This window comes from Desulfofundulus thermocisternus DSM 10259, assembly GCF_000686645.1.
In the GTDB taxonomy this organism is placed as follows: domain Bacteria; phylum Bacillota; class Desulfotomaculia; order Desulfotomaculales; family Desulfovirgulaceae; genus Desulfofundulus; species Desulfofundulus australicus.
In genome coordinates this window covers 56,225-76,887 of sequence record NZ_JMLG01000003.1, presented here as the reverse complement: position 1 = coordinate 76,887, position 20,663 = coordinate 56,225, and the positions used below count along the sequence as shown (strand labels likewise).

The 20,663-nt window shown below is 54.9% G+C and carries 22 protein-coding genes; 21 read left to right on the top strand and 1 reads right to left on the bottom strand.

The genetic code is table 11. The features are described from left to right. Positions 1–17: 17 nt before the first annotated feature. The 10 genes from accC to BR83_RS0104360 all read left to right on the top strand — a co-directional run bounded on the left by accC (position 18) and on the right by BR83_RS0104360 (position 8,615). On the top strand, positions 18–1,364 hold the full coding sequence (accC, locus tag BR83_RS0104410; RefSeq protein ID WP_027356056.1) for an acetyl-CoA carboxylase biotin carboxylase subunit: 1,347 nt from the start codon (positions 18–20) through the stop codon (positions 1,362–1,364). Positions 1,365–1,443: 79 nt separating this feature from the next. Continuing rightward, positions 1,444–1,845, top strand: a complete 402-nt coding sequence (locus BR83_RS0104405) for an Asp23/Gls24 family envelope stress response protein (protein WP_051617881.1) — start codon at positions 1,444–1,446, stop codon at positions 1,843–1,845. Positions 1,846–2,019: 174 nt separating this feature from the next. Then, positions 2,020–2,550 (top strand): alkaline shock response membrane anchor protein AmaP, encoded by a 531-nt coding sequence (gene amaP / locus BR83_RS0104395; RefSeq protein ID WP_027356053.1) that lies wholly within the window; start codon positions 2,020–2,022, stop codon positions 2,548–2,550. 15 nt (positions 2,551–2,565) lie between these two features. Next, complete coding sequence (locus BR83_RS0104390; RefSeq protein ID WP_027356052.1) at positions 2,566–2,784, top strand: DUF2273 domain-containing protein; 219 nt, start codon at positions 2,566–2,568, stop codon at positions 2,782–2,784. Between the two features lie 24 nt (positions 2,785–2,808). After that, complete coding sequence (nusB, locus tag BR83_RS0104385; RefSeq protein ID WP_027356051.1) at positions 2,809–3,279, top strand: transcription antitermination factor NusB; 471 nt, start codon at positions 2,809–2,811, stop codon at positions 3,277–3,279. A gap of 143 nt (positions 3,280–3,422) precedes the next feature. Then, positions 3,423–4,274, top strand: a complete 852-nt coding sequence (locus BR83_RS0104380) for a sulfide/dihydroorotate dehydrogenase-like FAD/NAD-binding protein (protein ID WP_027356050.1) — start codon at positions 3,423–3,425, stop codon at positions 4,272–4,274. Next, entirely contained in the window at positions 4,274–5,683 is a 1,410-nt protein-coding gene (gene gltA / locus BR83_RS0104375) for an NADPH-dependent glutamate synthase (RefSeq protein WP_027356049.1), read from the top strand. The genes BR83_RS0104380 and gltA overlap by 1 nt, the downstream gene beginning before the upstream one ends. A 91-nt stretch (positions 5,684–5,774) precedes the next feature. Further along, on the top strand, positions 5,775–6,995 hold the full coding sequence (gene xseA / locus BR83_RS0104370) for an exodeoxyribonuclease VII large subunit (protein ID WP_027356048.1): 1,221 nt from the start codon (positions 5,775–5,777) through the stop codon (positions 6,993–6,995). A 122-nt stretch (positions 6,996–7,117) separates the two neighbouring features. After that, the gene (locus BR83_RS0104365; RefSeq protein WP_027356047.1) at positions 7,118–7,969 is read left to right on the top strand and encodes a bifunctional 5,10-methylenetetrahydrofolate dehydrogenase/5,10-methenyltetrahydrofolate cyclohydrolase; all 852 of its coding nucleotides are present in this window, start codon (positions 7,118–7,120) and stop codon (positions 7,967–7,969) included. Positions 7,970–7,982: 13 nt separating this feature from the next. Continuing rightward, on the top strand, positions 7,983–8,615 hold the full coding sequence (locus tag BR83_RS0104360; RefSeq protein WP_027356046.1) for a cyclodeaminase/cyclohydrolase family protein: 633 nt from the start codon (positions 7,983–7,985) through the stop codon (positions 8,613–8,615). Positions 8,616–8,800: 185 nt separating this feature from the next. Here BR83_RS0104360 and BR83_RS17735 read toward each other — a convergent pair whose 3' ends face one another. Continuing rightward, positions 8,801–8,935 carry a hypothetical protein gene (locus BR83_RS17735; RefSeq protein ID WP_259497953.1) on the bottom strand — a complete coding sequence of 45 codons (135 nt, stop codon included), beginning with the start codon at positions 8,933–8,935 and terminating at the stop codon, positions 8,801–8,803. 127 nt (positions 8,936–9,062) lie between these two features. Between BR83_RS17735 and BR83_RS0104350 the strand changes: the two genes are divergently transcribed. The 11 genes from BR83_RS0104350 to spoIVB all read left to right on the top strand — a co-directional run bounded on the left by BR83_RS0104350 (position 9,063) and on the right by spoIVB (position 20,528). Beyond that, on the top strand, positions 9,063–10,034 hold the full coding sequence (locus tag BR83_RS0104350; RefSeq protein ID WP_027356045.1) for a tRNA modification radical SAM protein MnmL/YtqA: 972 nt from the start codon (positions 9,063–9,065) through the stop codon (positions 10,032–10,034). A 46-nt stretch (positions 10,035–10,080) separates the two neighbouring features. Next, entirely contained in the window at positions 10,081–10,344 is a 264-nt protein-coding gene (xseB, locus tag BR83_RS0104345) for an exodeoxyribonuclease VII small subunit (protein WP_027356044.1), read from the top strand. Positions 10,345–10,348: 4 nt separating this feature from the next. Further along, entirely contained in the window at positions 10,349–11,239 is an 891-nt protein-coding gene (locus tag BR83_RS0104340) for a polyprenyl synthetase family protein (RefSeq protein WP_027356043.1), read from the top strand. A 966-nt stretch (positions 11,240–12,205) separates the two neighbouring features. Beyond that, complete coding sequence (locus BR83_RS0104335; RefSeq protein WP_322786308.1) at positions 12,206–12,625, top strand: hypothetical protein; 420 nt, start codon at positions 12,206–12,208, stop codon at positions 12,623–12,625. Positions 12,626–12,652: 27 nt separating this feature from the next. Next, positions 12,653–14,566 carry a 1-deoxy-D-xylulose-5-phosphate synthase gene (gene dxs, locus BR83_RS0104330; protein WP_027356041.1) on the top strand — a complete coding sequence of 638 codons (1,914 nt, stop codon included), beginning with the start codon at positions 12,653–12,655 and terminating at the stop codon, positions 14,564–14,566. Between the two features lie 2 nt (positions 14,567–14,568). After that, the gene (locus BR83_RS0104325) at positions 14,569–15,384 is read left to right on the top strand and encodes a TlyA family RNA methyltransferase (protein WP_027356040.1); all 816 of its coding nucleotides are present in this window, start codon (positions 14,569–14,571) and stop codon (positions 15,382–15,384) included. 44 nt (positions 15,385–15,428) lie between these two features. Continuing rightward, positions 15,429–16,298 carry an NAD(+)/NADH kinase gene (locus BR83_RS0104320; RefSeq protein WP_027356039.1) on the top strand — a complete coding sequence of 290 codons (870 nt, stop codon included), beginning with the start codon at positions 15,429–15,431 and terminating at the stop codon, positions 16,296–16,298. Then, positions 16,288–16,866: a tRNA 5-(aminomethyl)-2-thiouridylate-methyltransferase MnmM gene (locus BR83_RS0104315; RefSeq protein ID WP_027356038.1), complete on the top strand. Its 579-nt coding sequence runs from the start codon at positions 16,288–16,290 to the stop codon at positions 16,864–16,866. Before BR83_RS0104320 ends, BR83_RS0104315 begins: the two co-directional genes overlap by 11 nt. Then, positions 16,863–17,318, top strand: a complete 456-nt coding sequence (gene argR / locus BR83_RS0104310; RefSeq protein WP_027356037.1) for an arginine repressor — start codon at positions 16,863–16,865, stop codon at positions 17,316–17,318. The genes BR83_RS0104315 and argR overlap by 4 nt, the downstream gene beginning before the upstream one ends. Positions 17,319–17,322: 4 nt before the next feature. Then, positions 17,323–19,026, top strand: coding sequence for a DNA repair protein RecN (recN, locus tag BR83_RS0104305; RefSeq protein WP_027356036.1), 1,704 nt, complete (start codon positions 17,323–17,325; stop codon positions 19,024–19,026). A 311-nt stretch (positions 19,027–19,337) separates the two neighbouring features. Further along, positions 19,338–20,528, top strand: a complete 1,191-nt coding sequence (spoIVB, locus tag BR83_RS0104300) for a SpoIVB peptidase (RefSeq protein WP_242839621.1) — start codon at positions 19,338–19,340, stop codon at positions 20,526–20,528. Positions 20,529–20,663: the final 135 nt, after the last annotated feature.

Genomic DNA, 20,663 nt, shown 5'->3' with positions numbered 1-20,663 from the left:
ATGGGTAGGGAGCAGATATGTTTAAAAAAATACTGATCGCCAACCGGGGAGAAATTGCTTTGAGAATCATCCGGGCCTGCCGGGAAATGGGTATAAAAACTGTTCTGGTATACTCCGAAGCTGACCGCGATAGCCTGCCGGTGCGCATGGCCGATGAGGCTTATTGCATAGGCCCGGCCCCGGCATCCAGGAGCTATCTCAACATCACCAATATCATCAGCACGGCCATGGTTTCCGGGGCGGATGCCATTCATCCCGGTTATGGTTTCCTGGCAGAAAACGCCGGGTTTGCGGAGATTTGCGAGAGTTGCGGTTTGACTTTTATCGGGCCACCGGCTTCCGCCATGGAAAAGATGGGGGCCAAGGCTGTGGCCAGGGAAACGGTTTTAAAAGCCGGGGTGCCGGTCGTACCCGGCTCCCCCGGTGTGCTCCGGGATGTCCGGGAAGCCCTTGAAGTGGCTGAAAAAATAGGCTATCCGGTGCTGGTTAAGGCATCTGCCGGTGGTGGCGGCCGGGGTATGCGGGTGGCCCATGAACCCGAGGATTTAATCCAGGCGGTCCAGATGGCCCAGGCGGAGGCCCAGGCGGCCTTTGGCAACGCCCAGGTTTACGTGGAAAAGTATGTGGAGGAGCCCCGTCATATTGAATTTCAGATCCTGGGCGACAGGTACGGCCACATCGTTCATTTGGGAGAACGGGACTGCTCCATCCAGCGACGCAACCAGAAGATGATCGAAGAATCCCCCTCCACGGCTTTAACCCCGGAATTGCGTCAGAAGATGGGCGAAATGGCAATAAAAGCCGCCCGGGCAGTGGGTTACTATAGCGCCGGAACAGTGGAGTTTCTGCTGGATAAACACCAGAACTTTTACTTCATCGAGATGAATACCCGGATTCAGGTGGAGCACCCGGTTACCGAGATGGTTACCGGCATAGACCTGATTAAGGAACAGATACGCCTGGCAGCAGGAGAACCCCTGGGTTATAACCAGGAAGACATTCAGATCCGGGGCTGGGCCATTGAGTGCCGGATTAACGCTGAGGACCCCGCCCGCAATTTTGCTCCTTCCCCGGGGGTAATTACTGCTTACCTGCCTCCCGGGGGCCCGGGGATCCGCCTGGACAGTGCGGCCTATCCCGGGTGGAAGGTGCCTCCTCATTACGATTCCCTGATTGCCAAGCTGGTTGCCTGGGGCCAGGACCGGGAAGAGGCTATTGCCCGGATGCAGCGGGCCCTGGGCGAGTTCGTCATCGAGGGAATCAAGACCACCATTCCTTTCCACCAGCGGGTGCTGCATAACGCCTTTTTCCGCCGGGGTGAAATTTATACCAATTTCATTCAGCGCCGTATTCTGATGGGTTAACTGGTTGCGGATGGCCTTTTTATTTTGATATAATGGGGTGACCAGGGTAAAATGTGACAAATGGAGGGGGTACAAAGCTGTGGAGAATAAGGAAGTTGTGGTACGGGAAGAACAGACCGGATTGGGTTCGATCCGCATTGCCGATGAGGTGGTACGGATTATTGCCGGCCTGGCCGCCACTGAGGTTCCAGGCGTAGCTGGAATGAGCGGTGGGGTGGTTGGCGGTATAGCCGAGATGCTGGGCCGGAAGAACCTGTCCAAAGGCGTCAAGGTGGAAGTGGGCGAAAAGGAAGCGGCGGTAGATCTGTATGTTATTGTCAATTACGGCACCCGCATTCCTGATGTAGCCCTGCAGATTCAGGAGAATGTCAAGAGAGCCATAGAGGCCATGACCGGTTTAACGGTAGTGGAAATCAATGTCAATGTCCAGGGAGTGGCCTTCAGCCAGGAAGGTAAAGAGGAGGAACACCGGGTACGTTAGGGTTTCAAATGGGTCAAAGCGCCACCCGGTTAGCCGGGGGAGGGTATATTTTTGAAGGAAGGCAGCTGGCGTACCCAGGAGTATGCATTGGGAAAGTACCGTTGATTGCGGGGGTAGCCGGGCAATTAGTTCCGGCAAATGAGGGAAATATAAGCGTGGGAGGTTGCGCCTTTGATGGGGCCCTTTGACCGCGGCCTGCTGGTTATCTATACTTTTGTTATAACAGTTGCCCTGGCCTGGGCTGCCGCTGTCGCAGCCGGTTTTATCCCTCCCTACCGGATCTTGAGCTGGCTGGGCACGGTCGCCGGGCGGCCGGAAGTTGCCTTCACTTTCCTGGGGCTGTCAATTTTAGCCGGTGCCCGTCTTTTCTGGGTGGGGGTGCGCCCGCGCCGCCGCCAGGCGGTGGTTCATGAGGCAGCCCTGGGACAGGTGCGCGTTGCGCTAACTGCCATCCAGGACCTGGTGGAAAAGGTGGCCCTGGCACAAAATGGGATACGTGAGGCTACGGCCAGGGTTTACCCGGGTAAAGAGGGCATCCGTATCGGTATCCGGGTGGCGGTTACCCCGGATATAAATATTCCCGCAACTGCCGCCGTGGTGCAGGAAGAGGTAAAGAAACGGGTGCTGGAGGTTACCGGGGTGACGGTGCAGGATGTTGCCTTTACGGTTAGAAGTATATCCGCCCGTAAACCCCGGGTGGAATAAATGGGGTGTTACCAGATGGATGCATATGCCCTTGTGGAACTGTGGAGGAAACATAAAGGTAAGATTACGGGTATCATCCTGGGCCTTGCCTTTGGCTGGTTTGCCATTACCTATGGCCTGTTAAAGGCTGTATTTGTAAGCGCCTGTGTGGTTGCCGGGTACTATATCGGTAAACATCTGGATGAAAGGGTAAACTTTAAGGAGATATTTTCCCGGTTGTTTCAGGAGAGATAAACTTCAGATAACAGGAGGTAGTTTATGGGCAGGAGGCAGGCCAGGGAAGCAGCGCTACAGGTTCTCTACCAGGTGGACGTGGCCCGGATTGACCCTGAAGAAGCACTTGATTACTTACAAAAGATGGCATTTCCGGTTACTGACGATACGAAGGAAAATAACAAACCGGCTTCCTTGAGCTCAAGGGATATGCTTTTTGCTCGTGAACTGGTTACCGGCACCCTGGCCCACCTGAAAGAGTTCGACCTGATTATTTCCCGTTTGAGCCAGGACTGGCCCCTGTACCGTATGGCGGCGGTGGACCGGAATATTATGCGCCTGGCGCTTTATGAAATATTTTTCCGCGAGGACATACCCGGTAGTGTGGCGGTAAATGAGGCGGTGGAACTGGCCAAAACATTTGGGGGTACTGATTCCAGTCGTTTTGTTAACGGCATCCTGGGCCGCGTGGTAAAGGATCCGGCGGCTTTTTATCCGGTGCAAGAAGGGGGTTAAATCCCCTTTTTAATTATTTTAAGATTTGTTCATAAATAACAGCAGGCAGCAGGAATTTAACGCCCCAGCGAGAATTATTAGATAATTGTTTCATAGCGTTTTTATAAATAATATGAATAGCAGAGGGAGGGGGAGGCTTATTAATGTTCAAGATTTTGGATAAACAGGTCTTTTCTCCTGTGATCAAGCAGATGATTATTGAGGCGCCCAGGGTGGCCAGGAGATGTCAGCCGGGTCAGTTTGTTATTTTACGCATTCATGAAGAGGGTGAACGTATTCCCCTGACCATTGCGGACTTTGATCGGGAAAAGGGCACCATTACCATTGTATTCCAGGAAGTTGGCAAAACCACCAGGCAATTGGGAACACTGGAAGCGGGAGATTATATCAGGGATTTCGTAGGACCGCTGGGAACCCCTTCCCACATTGAGAATTTCGGCACGGTCATATGTGTTGGCGGCGGTGTGGGGATAGCCCCGGTATTTCCCATTGCCCGGGCGTTGAAAGAAGCGGGTAACCATGTGATCAGCATCATCGGTGCGCGGACCAGGGATCTCCTTTTCTGGGAGGACCGTATGCGGGAAGTATCCAGCGAGCTTTTTGTGACCACCGATGACGGTTCCTATGTGCGCAAGGGCTTTGTTACCGATGTTTTGAAAGAGGTAATTGAGGATCGGGGTAAGGATAACATCAACCTGGTACTGGCCATCGGTCCCCAGCCCATGATGCGGGCCTGCTGCGATGTCACCAGAGATTACGGAATTAAAACCATTGTCAGTCTGAATGCGCTGATGGTGGATGGTACGGGGATGTGTGGTTGCTGCCGGGTAACCGTGGGTGGCCAGACCAGGTTTGTTTGTGTGGATGGCCCGGAATTCGATGGCCATCAGGTGGATTTTGCTGAACTGGCTCGTCGTTCGGCCACCTTCCGGGCAGAAGAACAGCGGGCACTTGAGCGCCATACATGCCAGTGCGGATGTGGAGGTGGCAAATAATGGCCGAGAAGAAGGAAATAATCCCCAGGAAGCACCCCATGCCTTCCCAGGACCCTCTTGAGCGGATCCGGAATTTCAATGAAGTGGCCCTGGGTTATGACGAGGAAACAGCGGTGGCGGAGGCCAAACGCTGCCTGCAATGTAAAAAGGAGCCCTGCCGGCAGGGCTGCCCGGTGGAAGTGGATATTCCTGCTTTTATCAGGCTGGTAGCCCAGCGGGATTTTGCGGGCGCCATTAAAAAGATTAAGGAAAAAAATGCTCTTCCCGCCGTTTGCGGCCGGGTTTGCCCGCAGGAAAACCAGTGCGAAAAATACTGCACCCTGGGTAAGAAACACGAGCCCGTTGGTATCGGGCGGCTGGAACGTTTCTGTGCCGACTGGGAGCTGGCCCGGGGTGTACAGCCCCAGGAAGTGGCCCCGCCCACTGGTTTTAAGGTGGCGGTGGTTGGTTCCGGCCCGGCCGGCCTTACCTGTGCCGCTGACCTGGCCAAGCTCGGTCACAGGGTAACCATTTTCGAAGCTCTCCACGTTGCCGGTGGGGTGCTCATGTACGGCATTCCCGAGTTCCGTCTGCCCAAGCGGGTGGTGCAGGCAGAAATAGAAAACCTGAAAAAACTGGGAGTAGAAATTGTAACCAATGCGGTGGTGGGCAAGTTTGCCACCGTGGACGATTTGATGGAGGAAGAGGGTTTTGATGCCGTATTCATCGGTACCGGTGCCGGGCTGCCGTATTTCATGAACATTCCGGGGGAAAACTCCTGCGGTGTTTATTCCGCCAATGAATTTCTCACCAGAACAAATTTAATGAAGGCCTATCTCTTCCCCGAGTGGGATACACCCATTAAAGTGGGCAGAAAAGTAGCCGTAATTGGCGGCGGCAATGTGGCCATGGATGCGGCGCGGACCGCCCTGAGGCTGGGAGCGGAGGAATCCTGGATTGTTTACCGGCGCTCGGAAAAGGAGCTTCCTGCCCGTCACGAGGAAGTGGAGCATGCCAAGGAAGAAGGAATCAAGTTTGCCTTTTTAACAAACCCCGTGCGCATCCTGGCCGACGAGAACGGGTGGGTGAAGGGCATGGAGTGCCTGCGCTACGAGCTGGGTGAACCCGACGAGTCCGGCCGGCGGCGGCCTGTGCCCATTCCCGGTTCCGAGTTTGTTATGGAAGTGGACACGGTGGTGGTGGCCATCGGCCAGGCGCCCAACCCGCTGGTACCCAGGACCACCCGGGGCCTGGAGCTGGGTAAAAAAGGCAACATTGTGGCCGACCCGCAAACCGGGGCCACTTCCAAGCCCGGCGTGTTTGCCGGCGGCGATGTGGTAACCGGTGCTGCCACCGTCATCCTGGCCATGGGAGCGGGACGGGTTGCAGCCCGTTCCATCCATGATTACCTGATGAAGAAGAAAGCATGAATATTTGACGATAGCGGCGGTCTATCCGGCAGCCGTTGCTGACTGTGGGGTGGCCGCCGCTGCAAAAAATAAATGGGGAAGCACAGGCTGAATGCTCAGGGTATTTACTGTAAGCGAACTAAATGGTCATATCAAAAACCTCCTTGATAACGATCCGCTCTTGCTGAACCTCTGGGTAAAAGGGGAGATTTCCAACTTTAAACAGGCGGCCAGCGGACACCTGTACTTTACCCTGAAGGATGAATTCAGCACCATTAAAGCGGTGATGTTCCGTTCCCGGGGGCGTCGCCTCCTTTTTACCCCGGAAGACGGGATGTCCGTACGGGTGCGGGGTTATGTTTCCGTATATCCCCGGGACGGTACCTACCAGTTGTATGTGGAAGAAATAGAACCGGAAGGCACGGGTGCCCTTTACCTGGCCTTTGAACAGTTAAAGCACAGGCTGGAAAAGGAAGGCCTTTTTGCCCGGGAGCATAAAAAAAAGCTGCCCCTGTTACCGCGCCGCATTGGCATTGTCACCTCTCCCACGGGGGCGGTACTGCGGGATATGGTCAGAATTATCCGGCGACGCTGGCCGGGGTTGCAGATCGTGTTTGTCCCCGTGCAGGTACAGGGGGAAAGCGCTCCCCGGGAGATAGCCCGGGCCCTGTACTGGCTGAACCGTATGGAGGCCTGTGATGTAATTATTGTGGGCCGCGGGGGCGGATCCCTGGAAGAGTTATGGGCTTTCAACACCGAAGTGGTGGCCCGGAGCATTTTTGCTTCTACCATACCGGTGGTTTCCGCAGTCGGTCATGAAACCGATTTTACCATTGCCGACTGGGTGGCAGATGTACGGGCTCCTACTCCCTCGGCAGCGGCGGAAATGGTGGTTCCGGTCCGGGAGGAAATGGCCCGCTATCTCGGGGTTCTGGAAGGGCGCCTGCTGCGGGCCGTGCGGGAAAAATTGCAATTCTACCGGACGAGGCTGGATAGCTGCTGCCGGAGCAGGGTGTTCCGTTTCCCGGTGGATATTCTCTGCGGCTCCCGGGGGCAGGTGGTGGATGATTTGTACCGCCGCTTGACCCGGGCCATGGAGCAGTACCGCCAGCACCAGCAAAGCCGCCTGGCCCTGCTGTCGGGCCGCCTGCAGGCCCTGAGCCCGCTGGCCACCCTTGCCCGGGGGTACAGCATCTGTACCCGGTTGGACACGGGTATGGTGGTGCGGCAGGCCGGGGAGGTTAAACCCGGGGACAGGGTAAAGGTGGAGCTGCACCGCGGCCGGCTGAGTTGTAAGGTTGAGGAAGCTGTTATGGAGCAGGAAACTGATTAAGGAGCCGGTAATTTTTGCGTCCCGGGAAGGCTCCTGAAAACAGGTTGTAAATGGCAGGTAATAACCAGGTTTCCATACCAGGTTATTTTTAACAGAGAAAATGTAAAAGGGGGAGGCCAAATATGGCAGCGACACTTATTGATGGGAAAAAGGTAGCGGCAGAAATCAGGGAAGAAGTGAAGGCTGAAGTGGCCCGCTTGAGGGAGCAGGGTATAGTTCCCAAGCTGGCCGTGGTCCTGGCCGGTGACGATCCGGCATCCGTGGTTTATGCCCGGTCCAAGGAAAAATCCTGTTCCAATGTGGGCATTGATTTCGAGCTTTTCACCCTGCCCGGCAATGTGCCCGAGGAAGAAATCCTGGCCCTCATCGACCGTTTGAACAAGGACGACAGTGTGCACGGGATTATGATTGAACTGCCCCTGCCCAAGCACATAAACAAGCAGCGGGTGCTGGAGGCTGTATCACCGAAAAAGGACGTGGACGGCGTCCATCCCATTAACCGCGGTTACATCTTAAGCGGTGGGGATGGCTTGTTCCCCGCCACCCCCCAGAGCTGCATTGAAATCATGCTCCGCAGCGGCATCGAGATCAAGGGGAAAAATGCTGTCATAGTAGGCCGTGGCGAAACGGTCGGCAAACCTCTCATCTTTATGATGCTCAACCAGAATGCCACCGTAACCGTTTGCCATACCAAAACCGCTGATCTGGCCTACCATACCCGCCAGGCCGATATCCTTATTGCTGCTGTCGGCAAGCCCAGGATGATCAAGGCCGACATGATCAAACCCGGTGCTGTAGTGGTTGACGCGGGTATCAACCAGGTGGAGGGCGGCATTTGCGGTGACGTGGACTTTGAAAACGCCAAGGAAGTAGCCGGGGCCATTACTCCTGTGCCCGGCGGTGTGGGCAGCCTGACCACGGTATTAATTCAAAAGAACGTGTTAAAGGCCATCAGGCTGCAGGGGAAAATTTAAGGAGGTGTTCCGGATGAGTGAAATTTTTGATTCCTCTTTCCGCAAGATCCTGGCAGTGGCGGCATCGGATGCTCCCACTCCCGGCGGGGGCAGCGTTTCTGCTATGGTGGGTGCTCTGGGGGTGGCCATGACGGCCATGGTGGGAAACCTTACCGTGGGCAAGCCCAAGTTTGCAGACGTGGAACCCCAGGTCAAGGAAATTACCGGTGCGGCTTACTTTATCATGAATAAGCTGGAAAAACTGGTGGCAGCCGATATCGCCGCCTTCGGCAAGTTCATGGAAGTTTACCGGATGCCCAAAAATACTGAGGAGGAGAAAGCCAGGCGGGACGAACTGATGCAGAAGGCCTTGAAAACGGCCACTGACACTCCTATGGAGGTGGCCCGTACCCTCCTGGAGGCCCTGCAGATTACCGAGCGACTGGCCAGGATTGGCAATAAGATGGCCATCAGTGACGCGGGCGTGGCTGCCTATGTGTGTGAAGCAGCCATCAATGCAGTCCTTTTGAGTGCCGACATCAATATTCCCATGATTAAAGACGGGGATTACGTCAGGAGTATCCTGGAGGAAAAAGAAAGGATTGTTTCCGAGGCCAGACGGTTGAAGGATTCTGCTGTCGCCGTTGTCCAGGAAAGAATGAAATAAAGAACATTCTTCCTGCATTTCAGGACAGGCGGGTCCGCCGGTAACAGGCGGGCCCGCTGGCCGTTAGATACCGCCGCCTGATTATCGGGGCGGCGGTCGTTCCCCGCCGCCGGTGCTGGAGACCATGTCCCTCCGGGGAGACTGCCGCCTTTTTGGTTTCTGGTTTTGCGGCCGTATTTACCTGGCTAAAAAAACGTTACCTCGTTTAGCTTGATCCAGCCCAGCAGGTCCAGCAGATCCGCCAGTTGATCAAATAATTGCTTTTGTTCTTCCAGGGAAAGCTCTTCAATTGCCCGTACCAGTTCCTCTACCCGGGACATATTTTCACCCCCCTTACTCATACGATAACCAGGGGCGTTTACCCTGTCAATTGGCCTGTCCTGCGGGCGTACAGGTCTTTGCGCTGCCGTATGTTTGTGGTAAGATAAGGGCCAGGAGGTATGAACCATGCCCGCAACCCGGCCCCGTTACCGGGTCTATTCGGATTTTTTGAAGGAAAAATTCGGGGGCAAGGTTTACAAATTGCCCATTAACCTCCCCGGGACCTGTCCCAACCGGGACGGTACTGTCGGTACCGGCGGCTGCATTTTCTGCGACGAAGAGGGAGCGGGTTTTGAATGCCTGCCCAGCACCCTTTCGGTGGAAGAACAGCTGGCCGCCAACCGGGATTTTTTCCGCAGGCGCTACAAGGCCGATAAATTCATTGCTTACTTTCAATCTTTTACCAACACTTACCTGCCCTTTGACAATTTCCAGAAATATGTGCTGGCTGCTGCCGCAGGGGAAGATATGGTGGGCATTTCTATTTCCACGCGTCCGGACTGTATTACCGACCGGTACCTGGACTTCCTGGATGAGATAGGACAGGAGAAAAACCTGGTCATGGACATCGAGCTGGGACTGCAAACAGTTAACTACCATTCGCTGTTGCGGGTGAACCGTGGTCATACCCTGGCCGAATTTATCGACGCGGTACAGCGCATCAAGAAGAGGAAGCTGGAAATATGCGTTCACCTGATTCTCAACCTGCCCTGGGATGATCCGGTTGATGTGATTGAAAACGCCAAGATTCTTTCCGCCCTGCAGGTCCAGTATGTAAAATTGCATTCCCTCTATGTTGTCCGGGATACAGTACTGGGAGAAATGTACCAGCGCGGGGAGTTTAGCATCATTCCCCTGGAAGAATATGTGGACCGGGTGGTAACGTTTCTGGAATACCTGCACCCCGATATTGTCATTCAGCGCCTGGTGGGCCGCGGACCCTACGACCGGGTGCTCTTCTCCAACTGGGGAGTGAGCTGGTGGCAGGTGAAACAGAGAATCGAGGCCCGGCTGGAGGAACTGGATACCTGGCAGGGGCGGTTATGCGACTATTTGAATGGCCCGGCATTGCGGAAAAGGTTTCCCTGCGAACCATAGTCCGGCAAAGCGGGAAAGCACCGCATGCCGGCTACAAAAGCGAGGTATGGCCATGAAAAAACTGACCTTTGAAGAAGCGCTGGCCAGGCTGGAAGCAGTGGTACGGGAACTGGAAGAAGGACAATTACCCCTGGAAAAATCCCTGGCCCTTTTTGGGGAGGGGATTACCCTGACGCGCTTTTGCCATCAGGAGCTGGAGAAAGCGGAGGAACGAATTTCCATCCTTACCGCCGGTGATAAAGGCGAGCCGGTGTTGAAAGATTACGATCCCAGTCTGGTTGATCTGCTAAATTCCGAGAGGAAGGAGTAATATTTTGGATTTTCTAGCCGAACTGAAAGCCAGGGCAGCCCTGGTGGACCGGGCACTGGATGAATTCTTACCTCCGGAGGATGCGTACCCGCCGGTAATTCACCGGGCTATGCGCTACAGCCTTTTTGCCGGGGGTAAACGGCTCAGACCGGTACTGGTCCTGGCGGCGGCTGAAACGGTGGGTGGAGACCCGGTAAAAGTGTTGCCCGCGGCCTGTGCCCTGGAGCTGATCCACACCTATTCTTTAATCCATGATGACCTGCCGGCTATGGACAACGATGATTTCCGGCGGGGAAAGCCCACCTGTCATCGTGTTTTCGGCGAAGCGATAGCCATCCTGGCCGGAGATGCCCTGCTCACCTACGCCTTTGCTCTTCTTGCCCGGAATGCCCGGGAACAGCTGGCCCCGGTGGAGCGGGTGATACAGGTTATCGGGGAAGTAGCGGTAGCTGCCGGCACTCCCGGCCTTATCGGCGGGCAGGTGGTGGATACCCTGGCTACCGATGATACTGTAGATGCCGCCACCCTGGAATACATCCACCGCCATAAAACCGGTGCGCTGTACCGGGTATCCGTACGGGCAGGAGCCATTCTGGCCGGTGCGGGGGAAAAGCAACTGGAGGCCCTGACTGCTTATGCTGAAAATCTGGGCCTGGCTTTTCAAATCCAGGACGACATCCTGGATGTGGAGGGTGATCCGGTCAGGCTGGGCAAACCCGTGGGCAGCGATAAAAGAAATAAAAAGGCCACCTACCCTGCTTTGTTCGGGCTGGACATGGCCAGGGCCAGGGCGAAGGAAGCGGTGGAGGAAGCTCTTGCCGCCCTTGAGCTGTTTGACGAACGGGCCGGTTTTTTACGGGAGCTGGCCCGGTTTGTAGCTGCGCGGGATTTTTAGAGTTTTATGGAGATTTCAAGTGCTTAAATGACCTTTGGGCGTTTTATATGTTGGTGGCAGGCAATTGTTAACCGGGGATTCTCCTGGAGGTTAGCAGTTCCATTTGCTTTCGATTCCGGGCTTATGTTATAATGCAATTCCAGAGACAAAAATGGGATAAGTGACGCAGTATCCTAGTCAGGTATGCCTTTTTTGAAGACGGGCCTAAAAATCCGTCGCGGGCACATCGATGAAGTTCCTGGTGCTGGCTGCTGACGCCCAGTCGGGGGCTGGTACTGGGAGTTAAGGAGTGAGGGCGAGCCGCAAAGGCATGCGGGCGTGGACCCTTACTCCGCGGAGACCCAAGTGCGTGGGAAAGCTGAAATGCCGTACTATGGCTTGGGGTGTGAACCTGCACGTGGTGAAAGCTGCGTGCAGTGTAGCCTGCCTTGAGTGGCAGCGGTGGATGTCACCGGTAGCCGTTACCTTATAACCCCATGGGCCCAGGGAGAGGTAGCGGCGGACTGAAACCGTTGCTGCAAAAGAGGCTAGAAAAAGGCCATCCTGTCGAGGAAAACTCCTAGGCTGTCCGGTGAATACCGGGGCAGTACGGGGATTGCAGTGTGGTCTAAGTGGTAATCCAGCCCCGGATACGGCAACGTCCCGGAGGCAGCCCGAAGGGGGAACCGCCGGCCTGGCGACAGCCGGTGGCTGCCTGGGAAAACCTGCTGGACCTCAAGCCACAACATTTACCCGTATTGCTGTCACTTGTCCCGCGGTACCTTTTCTCTTTTCCATTACCGTATGGGGTGACTGTATTTGGGAAACAATAAATCTACCGTTTCAGGCCGGTACGTACTTGCGGTAAGTACGGCCTCTTTTTTACTGGCCATATTATTTTTTTGGCTTTCCGAGTTATTATCGGGTAAAGTTAAAAGTCTTTTTTTATCTTTTCTATTTTTAGTTATAATTATACTGATCGGCATAATGGCCGATATAGTGGGTACGGCAGTAGCTGCCGCTGAAGAATCCCCTTTCCACGCCCGGGCGGCCAAACGGGTCCGGGGGGCGAGGGAAGGGGTTTACCTGATCCGGAATGCGGACAGGGTGGCCAATATATGCAATGATGTTATAGGTGATATTGCCGGGACGGTAAGCGGTGCCCTGGGCATTGCCCTGGTTCTGCAAATCCTGCTTCACTGGAAGGGTATCAACCAGATCTTGTTGAATATGCTAGTTACCGCCTTTATTGCAGCTTTTACGGTGGGTGGCAAGGCGGCGGGAAAGCGCATAGCCATTTCCCGGGCCAATGAGGTAATTTTTCTGGCTGGCAAAGTGCTGGCAGCATTCGAGCAACTGACGAAAATTAGCCTGACCGGGAAAAAGGGGCGTGCAACACGTAAATAGGCCGGGTTTGATAAGGAAAGGTGAAAGATGAAGAAGTTGCTTGCCAAAATTAATTCTCCAGCGGATTTGCGTGCACTGGATATTAATGATTTACAGCAGCTTGCTTTTGAAATCCGGCAGGAGATTATTGAAACCGTGGCCAGGAATGGTGGCCACCTGGCTCCCAATCTGGGCGTGGTGGAACTTACCCTGGCTTTACACCGGGTTTTCCAAACCCCCCGGGATAAAATTATCTGGGATGTTGGCCACCAGTCCTATGTGCACAAGCTGGTTACCGGTCGCCGGCCGGTTTTCCATACCCTGCGCCAGTTTGGAGGTATCAGCGGCTTTCCCAGACCTCAGGAGAGTGAACATGATGCCTTCGGCACCGGGCATAGCAGTACCTCCATTTCCGCAGCTTTAGGCCTGGCGCTGGCCCGTGATCTGAAGGGGGACAATTACTCTGTAGTGGCGGTGATTGGCGACGGGGCAATGACCGGAGGCATGGCTTTTGAAGCCTTAAATCATGCCGGTCACCACAAGACAGGCCTGATCGTGGTGTTAAATGATAACGAGATGTCCATTGCCCCCAACGTGGGAGGGCTGGCCAGGTACTTGAGCCGCCTCCGTACCGATCCCATGTATTCCAGGGGTAAGGAGGAGCTGGAACAATTATTAAAACGCATCCCGGCCATCGGGCCGCGGGTAATTAAAGTGGTAGACAGGATAAAGGATTCCCTGAAATACCTGGTAGTACCGGGCATGTTTTTTGAGGAACTCGGTTTTATCTATCTGGGGCCCATTGATGGTCACGATATTCAGACCATGATCAGTGTCTTCCAGCAGGCTAAAGCCACCCGGGGCCCCGTGCTGGTGCATGTGCTTACCCGCAAAGGGCGGGGATACCGGCCGGCGGAAGAGAATGCCGGTAAATTTCACGGTATTGGTCCCTTTGAAATTAAAACGGGCCGGGTAATTAAAAAACCGGGACAGCCACCTTCCTACACCGAGGTATTTGGACGCTCACTGGTGGAACTGGCACGGCAGGATGAGCGTATAGTGGCCATTACAGCGGCCATGCCGTCGGGTACCGGCCTGGATCAATTTGCCGCTGCTTTTCCGGAAAGGTTCTTTGATGTTGGTATTGCCGAGCAGCACGCCGTTACCCTGGGGGCAGGCCTGGCTGCAGGTGGTTTGAAACCCGTGGTGGCTATATATTCAACCTTTCTGCAGAGGGCCTACGACCAGGTACTTCATGATGTTTGCCTGCAAAACCTGCCCGTTACCTTTGCCCTGGACCGGGCAGGCCTGGTCGGCGAGGATGGAGCCACCCACCACGGCGTATTTGATTTTGCTTACCTGCGTTCTATTCCCAACCTGGTGCTAATGGCCCCCGGGGATGAAAACGAACTTCGCCGCATGTTAAAGACGGCCCTGGAATATCCCGGACCGGCGGCACTGCGTTACCCGCGGAGTGCCGGTACGGGATGCCCTCTGGACGAAGAAATCCTCCCCCTGCCTGTGGGAAAGGCTCAGGTGCTGCGGGAAGGGGATGACGTAACCCTGCTGGCAGCAGGCAGCATGGTTTCCGTGGCCGGTGAGGCTGCCATGCTTTTAGAACAGCAGGGTATCCAGGCTGCGGTAATTAACGCCCGGTTTATCAAGCCCCTGGATGAAGAGTGTATCAGCCGTTATGCCCTGCGTACCAGGCGGGTAGTGACCATTGAAGAGCACGTTTTGCAGGGCGGGTTTGGCAGCGCTGTACTGGAACTGCTTGGAGACAGGGGATTGCGTAACGTCCAGGTGGTTCGCCTGGGTATACCGGATGAGTTTATCCAGCACGGTAGCCGGGAAATACTGCTGGCCCGCTGCGGCCTGACCGTGGAAGTGCTGGTTAATACCGTTATCAAGATGCTGGGAGCACACAGGAAAAAAACCAGGGTTAAAATTGGAGTGCAGTGACCATGACCATTGCCAGGCAGCGCCTGGATATGCTGCTGGTGGAGCGGGGGCTTTTCCCCAGCAGGGAAAAGGCCAGGGCAGCCATTATGGCCGGACAGGTGCGGGTTGATGGACAAACGGTGGATAAGCCGGGGCGAATGGTAAATCCTGCGAGCTGGATTGAGGTCACCGGTCGGATGCCTTACGTCAGCCGGGGCGGTTTGAAGTTGGAAAAAGCCATTCACAGTTTTCAGCTTGATTTTACCGGCCGGGTGGTTCTGGATGTAGGGGCTTCCCATGGGGGATTTACCGATTGTGCCCTGCAGCATGGTGCGCGCCTGGTTATTGCCGTGGATGTTGGCTACGGCCAGATGGCCTGGAAACTACGGAACGACCCCAGGGTGGTTCTCTTCGAGCGTACCAACATTCGCTACCTCAAAAAAAGCGAGCTGCCTTGCCTGGCGGATATTGCCGTGGTGGACGTTTCTTTTATTTCTTTAGAAAAGGTTTTACCTGTGCTGCAGGAGCTGACCACCGATAGCGCCCTGGGTGTAGCACTCATCAAACCACAGTTTGAAGCCGGCCGGGACAAGGTGGGGAAAAAAGGAGTGGTACGCGATCCGGGGGTGCATCAGGAGGTTATCTCTGCTGTTTGCCGTGTCATAAATAACCTGGGCTGGGGCGTTCGCGGCCTGGATTATTCACCAATTAAAGGGCCGGAAGGAAATATAGAGTTCTTGGTATGTTTTGATAAGAACGGTCCGGACCGGGTAGATATTCCCTCGACTATTCCGGTGGTGGTAGCCAGGGCCCACGCAGAACTGAACGGGGGCAGTTGAACAAACAGCCATTTGCCGTCCTGCCCTGGCAAAGGAGTGAGCCAATGAGAAACATCGGCTTGGTGGTTAACCTGGGCAAGCAAGAGGTTGCTCCCCTGGTAGAACAAATTATTGACTGGCTGACTGCACGGGGGTGCCGGGTGGTTATGGCCCATGATACGGCCATTGCTCTTGGCCACCCTGAAATGGGCCTTCCCCGGGAACAGCTTGTGCAGATTGCTGAAGTCATGCTGGTGCTTGGCGGTGATGGTACCCTGCTGCGCTGTGCCCGGGAAGCCGCTCCCCGGGGGATACCGCTTCTGGGAATTAATTTTGGTCACCTTGGTTTCTTAACTGAAATCGATGCTCCAGAACTCTGGCCGGGCCTGGAAAAGCTGCTGGCCGGCCGGTACAGCGTTGAGGAGCGGATGATGCTGGAGGCCAGGGTTTTACGGGGAGGCCAGACGGTTCAGCAGGTTACAGGTTTAAACGATGCGGTTATTACCAAGGGAGCCTTCGCCAGGCTTATTTTCCTGGAAACATATGTGGATGAGCATCTTGTGACGACCTACCCCGCCGATGGTTTAATTGTGGCCACTCCTACCGGTTCCACGGCTTATTCCCTATCTGCAGGTGGTCCTCTGGTTACGCCGGAGCTGGATCTGATGGTGGTTACCCCCATCTGCCCCCATTCCCTCTGGGCCAGGCCCCTGGTCATCAAAGCCACCAGCCAGGTTAAGGTGATTATCCGTTCAAAACAGGGAGAGGTCATGTTGACGGTAGATGGCCAGCAGGGTTATAAACTGGAATTCAATGATATGGTGCTCGTCCGGCAGTCGGCTCACCGGGCCCGTTTAATACGGCTGAAAAAACGCAGTTTTTTCTACCTCCTGCGTCAAAAATTGAGTGAAGGTGAACGCCTGAATGGTTTTTAAATGCGATAGTGCCGTGCAATGGGCGCAAGGTTTTATCAGTCCCGTGCTGGTACCGGGTTGTCTGGCGGTGGATGCCACTGCGGGTAACGGCCAGGATACTCTTTTTTTAGCCCGGGGTGTGGGGAGGCAGGGGAAGGTTTTTGCCTTTGATATTCAGGCCCGGGCCCTGGAGAAGACCAGGGAACAGCTGGCCGGGGCGGGCCTGCTGGACCGGGTGACTCTACTGGCTGTGGATCACCGGGAAATGTCCGCCTACGTTCCCGGCGGGGTGAAAGCGGTAATGTTTAACCTGGGCTACTTACCCGGTGGTGACCACCGGATCATTACGCGGCCCGATTCCACCCTGGAAGCCCTGAAGGCGGCACTCTCCCTGCTGGCTGCGGGGGGCCGCATTTCCCTGGTCGTCTATACTGGACATCCGGGGGCAATGGAGGAACTGAAGGCTGTGGAGGAGTTTACCCGGGATCTTCCCCCCCACCAGTATGCGGTGGTGAGGCTGTCCTTCTGGAACCGGTCTTCCAGGGCACCGGTGGTTATTCTCCTGGAAAAGGCAGGTGCTGGAAAGTGAAAGCCCGGCGGCAGAGGTTAATCCTGGAGATTATCCGCCAGCAGGTTATCGAAACCCAGGAAGAGCTGGCGGAGGCCCTGCGGGCAGCCGGGTTTCCCGTTACCCAGGCTACAGTGTCCCGGGATATCCGGGAGCTGGGGCTGATCAAGGTTCCCGCCGAGGGCGGTATTTTTCGTTATGCCGCTCCGGGTGAAGCACCTCCTTTAAAACGGGATGAACGGCTCAAGAGGCTCCTGCGCACTTCGGTACAGCTCATCGATTACAGTGAAAACCTGGTGGTGATTAAAACCCTGCCGGGTGAGGCGCAGGGCGTTGCTTCGGCCATCGATCAGGCGGCCTGGCCGGAAATCATCGGTACCGTGGCTGGCGATGATACCATTTTAGTTATAGTCAAACCCAAAAAAAAGGTTTCGGCAGTGCTGCAGCGTTTAAATGAGCTGGCCAGGGGGTGAGGACGTGCTGGTATCCCTGGATATTCAGGATTTCGGCCTTATTGACCGGCAGAGCATAGAATTCACTTCCGGGTTGAACGTACTTACCGGGGAAACGGGTGCGGGCAAGTCAATTATTGTGGAAGCCCTGCAGGTAGCGCTGGGCGGCAGGGCCTGGACGGAATTTATCCGCACCGGAAAAGATAAGGCCAGGATTACTGCAGTTTTTGAAATTCAACCGCTGGCGGCGCTTAAGGAGAAGCTGGGGACGTGGGGAATTTCGCTGGAAGAAGACGGGATGCTGGTCATGACGCGGGAATTGAGCCGCAATGGCCGCCACACCTGCCGGTTGAACGGGCAGCTGGTTCCCCTGAGCATCTTCCGGGAAGCAGGACAGCATCTTGTGGATATCCACGGGCAGCATGAGAGCCAGTCCCTTTTTAACCCCGACCGGCACAGGGACCTCCTGGACCGGTTTGCCGGGTTATGGTCCCTGCGGCAGGAAGTGGCGGAAATTTATCACCGGTGGCGTGAGCTGTCATCCCGGCTGGAAGAACTCCGCAATAACACCAGGGACCGGCTCCACCGCCAGGACTTGCTGGCCTATCAGGTGCAGGAGATTGATAACGCTCACCTTTCTGCCGGGGAAGAAGAAGCGCTGCTCCAGGAACGGATACGCCTGGCCAATGCCGAAAAGATGACCGTCCTGGCCGGTCGTTGTTATCAGGCCCTGCACGGTGGTGAGGAAGGTTTGCCGGCGGCAATGGATCTGCTGGGTCATGCCTGCCGGGACCTGGAAGAATTGTCCCGGTTCGATCCCGGGCTTACGTCGTTGAGCTCAGTTTTGCGGAACGTTTTATATCAGGTGGAGGATGTGGTGCGGGAGCTGGCCCGGTACCGGGAGGAGCTGGAATTCAACCCCGGACGCCTGCAGGAGGTGGAGGAGAGGCTTTCCCGCATCGGCGAGCTCAAGCGGAAATACGGTAACAGCGTGGAGGAGATCCTGCGTTATCGGGAACAGGCAGCAGCCGAACTGGAAACACTCACCCTGGCCGGGGAAAACATGGCGGCCCTGGAGGAGGAGGTTGAAAGGTGGGCGGAGCGCTGGCAAAGTAAAGCGCAGGAGCTTTCCCTGGCCCGCCGGGAGCAGGCCCGGTTGCTGGAAGAAGCGGTAATGCGGGAGCTGGCCGACCTGGAAATGAATAAAGTTGCCTTCCAGGTGCAATTCGAGGAGCTGAAGGAGGCCTCTGCAGCCGGGCGTGAGCGGGTGGAGTTTCTTATTTCCCCCAACCCCGGGGAACCCTTGCGCCCGCTGGCCAGAATTGCTTCCGGTGGTGAGCTGTCCCGGGTGATGCTGGCCCTGCGCGCCATCCTGGCCGGGGTGGATGAATTGCCAACCCTGGTTTTTGATGAGGTGGATGCAGGTATTGGCGGAAGGACCCTGGTGTCCGTAGCTGAAAAGCTGGCCGGCCTCGCCGGTCATCGCCAGGTGATCTGCGTTACCCATGCCCCCCAGATAGCCAGCTTTGCCCTTACCCATTTCAGCATTTTCAAGGAAGTCCGGGCCGGGCAAACCATAACCCGGGTAAAGAAACTGGATGGGGAGGAACGCCTGGGGGAACTGGCCCGCATGCTCGGCGGACATGAGGCAGATACCCTGGCCAGGGATCATGCCCGTCACCTGCTGGAACAGGCCAGATTAAAAAATGCCCGTAAAAAAAATTGTTAAAGCACTTAAATATTTATTTTTAAATTTTCAAAGCCAGAACGACATCCCAAGCCCATTTACGGGCTTTTTTGTTTTTTAAAAGCAAATAAACCATTGTCGGCACATTTAGTCAGAATAAATGACATTATCTCGGGCTATCTTAAAAATGCACATTATTATTTAAAATTTTATGCCTTATCTGGAATGGAGGTGAGGCAAAATTATCGGGGAGGCGATAAATTCTGAGCAGAAAAAGACTTGTCTTTACCATGGCTGTTTTACTTCTGATAGCGGGTTTTCTGGGTTTAAATATGACCGTTAAGGCTTTATTTATGTCCTTTGGAACAAATGTGGCCATAGGCGACCCCCTCTTACCCCGGGGATTACCCGTAAAATTCTTTAAAGTAAAAATTTTATCCGGGCAGCCCCGGATCACCTGGAATCCCGGCCAGGGTATCGTACCGGTAGCCACCGTTCCCGGAAGGGTGGATATGCAGATTAAACTTCTGGGACTTATTCCCCTGAACCATATGGTGGTCAATGTAGTGCCTGCCGTGAGGGTTGTTCCCGGCGGGCATTCCATAGGCGTCCTGCTTCATTCCCGGGGAGTTATGGTCGCAGGGCATGCCGTTATAACCGACCCGCAGGGTAACAAGCATAATCCTGCTCTGGAAGCAGGGATTTTAAACGGAGATATAATCCTGAAAATAAACGGCCGCCGGGTACAGAGCGAACAGCAGGTGCGCAGTGAAATAAGCCGGTGTGGTCAGACGGGCAGCCCGGTTACCCTGGAAATAAAACGGGGCCAGCGCGTCTTTACCACGCGGCTGAACCCGGTCTTCTGCGCGGAAACAAAAAGATATCGTATAGGGCTTTATGTGAGGGATAGTGCGGCCGGTATTGGCACCCTGACATTTTACGAACCAAAAAGTAAAAAATATGGAGCCCTCGGTCACGTGATTACCGATTTTGAAACAAACCGCCGGATCGATCTTGAAGACGGCCAGATCGTGGAGGCGGTGGTGCAGGGGATCCGTCCCGGTCGCCGGGGCCAGCCCGGTGAAAAAATCGGGTTATTTACCGGCGACGGATTGACAGGGAATATAGAAAAAAATACATCCTATGGAATTTTTGGTTCACTGCGCCAGCCCCTGGCCAACCCCCTCTACCCGCAGCCAATTCCCGTGGCCCTGGTTTACCAGGTGAAGAGGGGCCCCGCTGAGATTCTCACCGTTTTACGGGGAAATCGAATTGGTAGATATTCTGTTGAAATATTACAGGTAATGCCTCAGAACAGGTGGGAAGGTAAGGGTCTGGTGATAAAAGTTATTGATCCCGAGTTATTGCGCCAGACCGGTGGAATTATTCAGGGAATGAGTGGCAGTCCCATCATCCAGAACGGCAGGATTGTAGGTGCCGTAACCCATGTTTTTGTAAACGATCCTACCCGTGGTTATGGTGTGCTTGCCGAATGGATGATCTATGAGGCAAACTTGCTACCAAAAGATAAAAAAGTTGCTTGATCTACAGCTTTTTTCGACTAAGAACCATATTATGTTCCTAGGTAGTCATTTAGTGTCATATATTAACAAAAATAGTAAATAAATTATTTCCTTCGTTAGGAAGGAGATTTTTTTTATGCGTCGAAATTGCCTATA